7 protein-coding genes and 3 pseudogenes are annotated in these 7,545 nt (G+C 41.3%); 9 read left to right on the top strand and 1 reads right to left on the bottom strand.

What is annotated here, in order from left to right; translation table 11 throughout:
* Positions 1-141: 141 nt before the first annotated feature.
* From IM515_RS25810 to IM515_RS25775, 8 genes and pseudogenes are all read left to right on the top strand, one after another.
* Positions 142-483: pseudogene (locus tag IM515_RS25810) on the top strand (DUF29 domain-containing protein); the annotation flags it as partial.
* A 176-nt stretch (positions 484-659) separates the two neighbouring features.
* Complete coding sequence (locus tag IM515_RS25805; RefSeq protein WP_287628878.1) at positions 660-1,484, top strand: Uma2 family endonuclease; 825 nt, start codon at positions 660-662, stop codon at positions 1,482-1,484.
* A 201-nt stretch (positions 1,485-1,685) separates the two neighbouring features.
* Positions 1,686-2,489 (top strand): annotated as a pseudogene (locus IM515_RS25800) (Uma2 family endonuclease); the annotation flags it as partial.
* A 272-nt stretch (positions 2,490-2,761) separates the two neighbouring features.
* Positions 2,762-3,121 (top strand): hypothetical protein, encoded by a 360-nt coding sequence (locus IM515_RS25795; protein ID WP_287627373.1) that lies wholly within the window; start codon positions 2,762-2,764, stop codon positions 3,119-3,121.
* Positions 3,100-3,369 carry a DUF2283 domain-containing protein gene (locus tag IM515_RS25790; RefSeq protein WP_287627374.1) on the top strand — a complete coding sequence of 90 codons (270 nt, stop codon included), beginning with the start codon at positions 3,100-3,102 and terminating at the stop codon, positions 3,367-3,369. Before IM515_RS25795 ends, IM515_RS25790 begins: the two co-directional genes overlap by 22 nt.
* 51 nt (positions 3,370-3,420) lie before the next feature.
* Positions 3,421-4,344, top strand: coding sequence for a glycosyltransferase family 2 protein (locus tag IM515_RS25785; protein WP_287627375.1), 924 nt, complete (start codon positions 3,421-3,423; stop codon positions 4,342-4,344).
* Between the two features lie 63 nt (positions 4,345-4,407).
* On the top strand, positions 4,408-4,740 hold the full coding sequence (locus tag IM515_RS25780; RefSeq protein ID WP_287627376.1) for a hypothetical protein: 333 nt from the start codon (positions 4,408-4,410) through the stop codon (positions 4,738-4,740).
* A gap of 56 nt (positions 4,741-4,796) precedes the next feature.
* Positions 4,797-5,621 carry a class I SAM-dependent methyltransferase gene (locus IM515_RS25775; protein ID WP_287627377.1) on the top strand — a complete coding sequence of 275 codons (825 nt, stop codon included), beginning with the start codon at positions 4,797-4,799 and terminating at the stop codon, positions 5,619-5,621.
* A gap of 32 nt (positions 5,622-5,653) precedes the next feature.
* On the opposite strand, the pseudogene IM515_RS25770 reads toward IM515_RS25775, so the two are convergent.
* Positions 5,654-5,837: pseudogene (locus tag IM515_RS25770) on the bottom strand (hypothetical protein).
* Positions 5,838-5,875: 38 nt separating this feature from the next.
* On the opposite strand from IM515_RS25770, the gene IM515_RS25765 reads away from it, so the two are divergent.
* Entirely contained in the window at positions 5,876-7,132 is a 1,257-nt protein-coding gene (locus tag IM515_RS25765; RefSeq protein ID WP_287627378.1) for a glycosyltransferase family 4 protein, read from the top strand.
* Positions 7,133-7,545: the final 413 nt, after the last annotated feature.

Below are 7,545 nucleotides of genomic sequence, written 5' to 3'. Positions count from 1 at the left end.
TTTCTCGGCTGGTGAGAGAGAGTCTATCTTTCTCTAAAAAAATGGAGAATCACGTTGGGGCTGTTTGGTATTTTATCCATGACTACAACGCACAGCAAAGCAAAGGATTAAGCCGCCATCACTACTACCGAATCACCACCAGAAAAAAGAGCCTTAGAAAGTAACTTAATGGTTTTGTTGGCTCATTTACTCAAGCTCAAGATACAAGGCGATGCGCCTGATACTATGACAGGCAGCTGGTATGATTCAATCAACGAACACCGGCAGCGAGTTCAAAAAAGCTTACGAGATACTCCATCTCTCAATCCCTATCTGTCAACAGCAGTTTCCTCAGTCTATCCAGACGCTCGCCAGCTGGCAATTAGAGATGGAAAAAAAGCCAAATTTGACGTTCGCATACCATTAGAAAATGACTATCCAATCACCTGTCCTTTTTCAATTGAGCAGCTCTTGGATGATGATTTCTACTTAAATGCGTCTTAGCCTAGAATTGTGATGTAACATATAGTAATCCCCTAAACCCTTGAAAACAGGTAGCTGAACAAGGGACTTAAGCTCCTTGCCCGTTCACGACTGATTTAGAATTGCTATAGCCAGTTAAAGAGGGCAAAAAATCTAGGAAATCTAACTAATTAAACCACAAAATATAGGAGAAAAATATGGAAACTCTAACTATTAGTCAACCAATGCAGTTAACTGCATTACCCACCCAAGATGAACTTCCCTGCGATGATGGAGTACCCATGGAAACTCAAAGGCATAAATGGCAGATGGATCTGTTAATAGACAGTATATCCCCTTGGCTAGACCGACGAGAAGATGGTTATGCCAGTGGGAATATGTTCGTCTATTTCAGTACAGCACAACTGAAAAACCAAGACTTCAAAGGACCTGATTTTTTTGCCGTCTTAGGTGTACCAAAAGGGGAGCGAAAAAGTTGGGTTACTTGGGAAGAGGGAAAAGCTCCCGATGTAGTGATTGAACTGCTCTCGGAAAGTACCACCCAAATAGACAAAACTGAGAAAAAACAGATTTATCAAGATAAGTTACGAGTGCCTGAATATTTCTGGTACGATCCTTTTAATCCTGAAGATTTTGCCGAATTTGTTTTGGTTGATGGCCTATATGAACCACGGCAACCCAACGAGAAAGGATGGCTAATCAGTGGTCGTTTGGGATTAGCTTTAGTTCGTTGGCAGGGAGAATATAGAGGGGTAACAACCGTCTGGATTCGCTGGGCGACTTTAGATGGAATCTTGTTACCAACCCCGCGAGAGTTGGCTGAGGAAGCACAACAGAAAGCTGAAGAAGCACAACAGAAAGCTGAGGCAGCACAACAGAAAGCTGAGGCAGCACAACAGAAAGCTGAAGAAGCACAACAGAAAGCTGAAGAAGCACAACAGAAAGCCGAGGCAGCCGAAGAAAAAGCCGAACGATTGGCGGCTAAACTCAGGGAATTGGGGATTAATCCCGAAAGTCTCTAACTTCCTCTGGGCGGATTTTGGTAAGACTCCCCCGGTGGAGTACTTCATTTTTGAATCGGCATTTTCACCGATGGAGAACGAGGAATTGACGACTGTTCCGATTTATTGTGCATCAAGGCTTGCGGCGTTCAGGGGTCTAAAATTGACATGAATGCCCTATTATCTTGCTAAACTAAACACCAAACTAGCAACATTCCCCCCATGTACCAGAGAACGCCGTCCCTTCCACCCAAAGAAATGTTACCAACCATGTACGACCTCCCCAGCGAAAACTTGGAGGAACCTGGCTTGCCTGACGAATTTCATCTCTTCCAACCCGAATTATTGCGCCAGACCTTTCGACCTTCTAACTATCCTGCCGAACAAATATTTATCGCCAGCGATCTAAATCTCTACTACGACCCTTACCATCCCCAATGGTACAAGCGGCCGGACTGGTTTGCCGCTTTGGGAGTCTCGCGGCTGTACCAAGGAGAGGAATTGCGCCTGAGTTATGTGATTTGGCAGGAAGAAATTGTTCCCTTCATCGCCATCGAATTACTCTCTCCTGGAACGGAAGCAGAAGATTTAGGGCGTACCGTGCGGGGAATCAACCAACCTCCCACCAAGTGGGAAGTTTACGAACGAATTTTAGGCATTCCCTACTACGTGGTGTTTGATCGCTACAGCAACCAATTGCAGGCATTTACCTTAAAATCAGGAAAATATCAGCCTTTAAGACTAGAAAACCAGCAGTTGTGGCTAGAGGAAGTACAATTGGGATTGGGACTTTGGGCAGGAAATTGTCAAGGCATTGAGCGGTTGTGGCTGCGCTGGTACGGACGAGACGGCAATTGGATACTGACTCCTACCGAACAGGAAACCCAACGCGCCGAGCAGGAAGCTCAACGCGCCGAGCAGGAAGCTCAACGCGCCGAGCAGCAAACCCAACGCGCCGAGCAGGAAGCTCAACGCGCCGAGCAGCAAACCCAACGCGCTCAACAAGAAGCTCAACGCGCCGAGCAGCAAACCCAACGCGCTCAACAAGAAGCTCAACGCGCCGAGCAGCAAACCCAACGCGCTCAACAAGAAGCTCAACGCGCCGAGCAGCAAACCCAACGCGCCGAGCAGGAAGCTCAACGCGCCGAGCAGCAAACCCAACGCGCCGAGCAGCAAACCCAACGCGCCGAGCAGGAAGCTCAACGCGCAGAAAGAGAACGGCAGCGAGTTCTAGAACTAGAAGCTTTGTTGGCTCGTTACCAGGAACAATTCGGGCAGTTAAATTGAGGAAATAATGAATGGATTTTCTAAGCCATGAAAGTATCTTACTCAGTCACTCTGTTGTAATTTCTCAAAATGGTTTGCCAATTCGTTTAACTTATAAGCAATGGTCCCACATTACAGAGAATCATGATTACATGGCGGGATGTATTGATATGGTACTAGAGACTATTGCTGAACCTGATTTGATTGTTAAGGGATGGACTGATGAGCTAATAGCACTAAAACATTATCCGAAAACTGTTATCTCAAGAAAAGACGCAATCGTCATCTATAAAGAACTAAAGAACGATGGATTTGTCATAACTGCTTTTTTGACATCCTCCTGCGAAAAAATTATCAAGCGAGGCATCCTATGGCAGAAGTCAATCTGTTAAAATCAATTCCTTATTCGCTAACCGCACCTTCTTCAAGAATCTGGATAGATTATGATGAAGAAGCAGATGTTTTATATATTAGCTTTCGTAAGCCTCAAAGAGCTAATGATAGTTTGCTAGAAGACAATATTATCTATCATTATAGAGATCGAGACTTAGTTGGATTAACTGTCTTGAAAGCTTCGGATTTTAACAGTGGAGATAGTGAAAATAAAATTAATGGCTCTGAAAATCCTGAAATGGGTTGACAATTTGGTCAGGATGGGTTAGGATACCACGAGTTAACAGTAAATTCGTCTATGGCTGACTTCCAACTGACCACTCCTGTCGCCTTCCTGATTTTCAATCGCCCGGACACGACGGCGAGGGTATTTGAAGCTATCCGTCAGGCTAAACCACCTAAGTTATTAGTAGTTGCCGATGGTCCGCGTGCAGATAGAGCCGATGATATTGAGAAGTGTAAAGCGGCTCGTGCTATTATCGAGGGTGTGGATTGGGATTGTGAGGTGCTGACGAATTATTCTGATGTGAATTTAGGTTGTAAGAATCGGGTGTCGAGTGGTTTAGATTGGGTTTTCCATACAGTTGAAGAAGCAATTATTCTTGAAGATGACTGCTTGCCACATCCTAGTTTTTTTCGCTTTTGCCAAGAATTGCTCGATTATTATCGAGATGATAAAAGAATTATGGCTATTTCAGGGGATAATTTTCAGTTGGGCAGAAACCGCACAGAGTACAGTTACTATTTTTCTCGCTATAGTCACATTTGGGGTTGGGCAACTTGGAGGAGAGCGTGGCAATATTATGATGTTAAAATGAAGCTCTGGCAAGAAATTCGTGATGGTAACTGGCTTGAGTCTATTTTAGGAAAAACTCAGGCTGTCAAATACTGGACGAAGATTTTTCAAACTTATTATGATGGTAAAATTGATACTTGGGATTATCCTTGGAATTTTGCCTGTTGGATTCAGAATGGTCTAACTATCCTTCCTAATGTAAATTTAGTTAGTAATATTGGATTTGGTGAAGATGCTACTCATACAATTGGTAGTAAAAGTAGATTGGCAAATCTTGGCGTTCAAGAAATGAATTTTCCGTTAAAATGCCCTCCTTTTTTGATTAGAAATGAAGGGGCAGATAATTATACACAAAAAAATATATTTAATCCTAATTTGTTTCAACGTATTAAAAACAAATTAGGAAGAATAGCTAATTCATTGTGATTTTTTGTAAGATTTTGTAAGATACTTAATTAAGAATCGATAAATTTTCTACTAATTCTAACTATGAATATGCTAAACATACTCAAAAAATTAAAACAGACTTTTCGCGAATTGGCAAGAGTAAATGGCCAACTAGAAGAAATGAATCAAGCCATTGAAAATCTAGAAATTTGGCATGAACCATTACAAGAAGTTCACAAATCATTTTATGCGACAACTATTATCAAATTAGCATTGTTTAAGTTTCTTGAAAAAGATATAAGAAACATCGATTTTGGCATTATTTATAAAGTCCTAGATGTAGTTAGCAGAATGATAGGAAAGATTTTTGCTAAAGGTTTAATTTCTTCCCAGTTTATTTCCTCGAGAAATATCTGTGGTGAGTGTTTATCGTAAAATTTAGATAGATAACGTACAATTTTTGACGAATTGCCAACGAATATAACAAGCTAATGAAACTCTTAAATTTTGGCTGTGGCTCTACTTTTCATCCCGCTTGGGTGAATATCGATATAATTTCATCTTCACCGGAAGTTAGAGAATATGATATTCGTAAAAACTTGCCCTACCCAGATGCTGAATTTGATGCCTGTTATAGTTCCCATGTCTTAGAACACTTTCAACAAGATGAGGCAAAAAAACTGCTAACTGAATGTTACCGAATTCTCAGAGATAAGGGTATAATAAGAGTCGTTGTCCCTGATCTCGAAGCAATAGCTAGAGAATATTTGTCTGCTTTAGAAAAAGTCGATTCGGGGATTAAAGAAGCGGAACCTGACTATGACTGGATGATGCTGGAGCTTTATGATCAAACTGTTCGCAGTGTTGGCGGAGGCAAAATGAAAGATTTTCTGCTAAACCCCAGTATTAATAATAAGGATTTCGTCCGTTATCGAATTGGTGCGGAAGCGGAAAAGTTTTGGGACATTCCACCTGCTCAAAAGTCCATAAAGGAGAGAATAATGGCTAAGAGTCCCGCTTGGTTTTTACAGAAACTGAGAATTATCATAGCCAAATATCTAGTAGCACTTGTGGCAGGAAATGAAGCTAAAAAATCTTTTGAAGAGGGGATATTTAGGAATTCAGGGGAAATTCATCTTTGGATGTATGATCGCTATTCCTTGAAGCGACTGCTGGAGCAAGTGGGATTTATTGATGTGCGTGTTTGTCGTGCTGATGATAGTAGAATACCAGATTTTAATAGTTACGGTTTAGATATGATAGAGGGCAAAATTCGCAAACCAGACTCTTTATTTATGGAGGCCATGAAACCATAGAAATAACTACAATAAATTAAACTTCGGAGTGGCTAAGGCAAAAGAGCAGAACTCTTTCTTCTCTTGTCAGTTTCTTGACTATAAATTTGGCTCTCTTGGATTTGGTGGGTAAAATGTATTCTAAGATATATTCCTCCTAGCGAGGGGGTGGAACGAACCACAAAGACACAAAGGAGACAAAGATTGATCGATCATATTGTAAGTTAAACTTATCACACAGAACCTAGAAGAGCCTAAATTTCTGGAGACTAATCTTGAAAGTTATACATCTCAACACTAATGATATCCAAGGAGGGGCGGCACAAGCAAGTTATCGCTTACATACAGGTTTGCGGGGAATCGGTATAGATTCTCAAATGCTGGTTCAAAGGAAAATCAGCGATGTTCCAACAATAATTGCTCCTGCGACTAAAATAGAAAAAGCAGTCAGTCAAACACGACCGAGCTTAGATTTACTTCCTGTTCTTTTATACTCTAATCGCCAACGGACTCCTTATTCTATCCAATGGCTTCCCGATCGCCTTGTTTCTAGAGTAGCCCAAATTAGTCCAGATATTATTAACTTACACTGGATTAATGCCGGGTTTTTACAAATTGAAACCCTAGCCAAATTTAAGCAACCTCTTGTTTGGACGGCTCACGATATGTGGCCTTTTACGGGTGGTTGTCATTACAGTGGAGAATGCAATAAATATACTCAATCCTGTGGTCATTGTCCCCAATTAAAAAGTCAGCAAGATGGGGACATTTCTCGTTGGGTTTGGTGGCGAAAAGCTCAAGCTTGGAAAAATCTAAATCTGACTATTGTTACCCCCAGTCAATGGTTAGCAGATTGCGCTAGAAATAGTTCTCTATTCCAGGATTTACGGATAGAAGTAATTGCCAATGGCTTAGATATTCAAAAGTATAAACCAATCGAGAAAAACACTGCTCGCCATCTCTTAGGATTACCCCAAGATAAACAGCTTATTCTCTTTGGGGCTATGAGTCCTACCAGCGATAACCGAAAAGGATTTCATCTGCTTAGACCAGCTTTAAAAAAACTTAGTCAATCTCCAATACTACAAGAAAAATTAGAGCTAGTTATTTTTGGAGCATCAGAACCAAAAGAGCCAATAGATGTAGGTTTTAAAATTCATTATCTAGGGCGATTAAATGATGATATTTCCCTAGCAATTACTTATTCTGCTGCCGATGTTATGATTGTACCATCAATCCAAGAAGCTTTTGGGCAAACTGCCTCTGAATCCCTATCCTGTGGGACACCAGTAGTGGCTTTTAATGCTACTGGACTCAAAGATATAGTTGAACATCAACAAAATGGTTATCTGGCCAAACCCTTCGAGGTGGAGGACTTGGCACGGGGAATTAATTGGGTATTAGAAGATACAGAAAGGTATAACCAATTGTGCATTCGGGCAAGGCAAAAAGTGGAGCAAGAATTTACTCTTGAGATTCAAGCATCTAAGTATTTAAAGCTGTATAATGAAATGTTGGCATCTTTCAAGTAAACTTGAACAGTCTTAGCCATGCCAAAAAGACGATTAAGAAACTCGCCAGAAGTTTAAGAATTGACCTAAAAAAAATTTTTAATCTGGTAAAACATGAGCAAAGCTATTTGTTGATATCCTTTCTCAAATAGTGCTACACTATGTACACAATGCGGACACAACGAGAGAGACTATGGATAAGCATGACATTGAGAAAATTGGGGTGCGAGAATTTCGGAGCGAACTCCCTAAATACATATACGGTGAGACTCCCGTTGAGGTACTACGTCACGGTCATCGGAAATTTTGGGTCTGAAACCCCGCCGTTCTAGGTTGGCTTTACGTTAGAATTAAAAGGCCAGTCTCGAAAACCAAGTGGACGGCGCAGCACCTGGAAAACTCGGCTTAGGGGGTTCCGACCAGAAAAGCTTGGC

The sequence above is a fragment of the Microcystis sp. M44BS1 genome (assembly GCF_020244875.1).
In the GTDB taxonomy this organism is placed as follows: Bacteria; Cyanobacteriota; Cyanobacteriia; order Cyanobacteriales; family Microcystaceae; genus Microcystis; species Microcystis panniformis.
The sequence above is the reverse complement of the archived record's forward strand: the minus strand, read 5'-3'. Positions and strand labels throughout refer to the sequence as shown.

Coding starts and splice junctions, on each gene's coding strand:
- IM515_RS25805 (WP_287628878.1), top strand. CDS start 660: ATGGAAACTCTAACTATTAGTCAACCAATGCAGTTAACTGCATTACCC.
- IM515_RS25795 (WP_287627373.1), top strand. CDS start 2,762: ATGGATTTTCTAAGCCATGAAAGTATCTTACTCAGTCACTCTGTTGTA.
- IM515_RS25790 (WP_287627374.1), top strand. CDS start 3,100: ATGGCAGAAGTCAATCTGTTAAAATCAATTCCTTATTCGCTAACCGCA.
- IM515_RS25785 (WP_287627375.1), top strand. CDS start 3,421: ATGGCTGACTTCCAACTGACCACTCCTGTCGCCTTCCTGATTTTCAAT.
- IM515_RS25780 (WP_287627376.1), top strand. CDS start 4,408: ATGAATATGCTAAACATACTCAAAAAATTAAAACAGACTTTTCGCGAA.
- IM515_RS25775 (WP_287627377.1), top strand. CDS start 4,797: ATGAAACTCTTAAATTTTGGCTGTGGCTCTACTTTTCATCCCGCTTGG.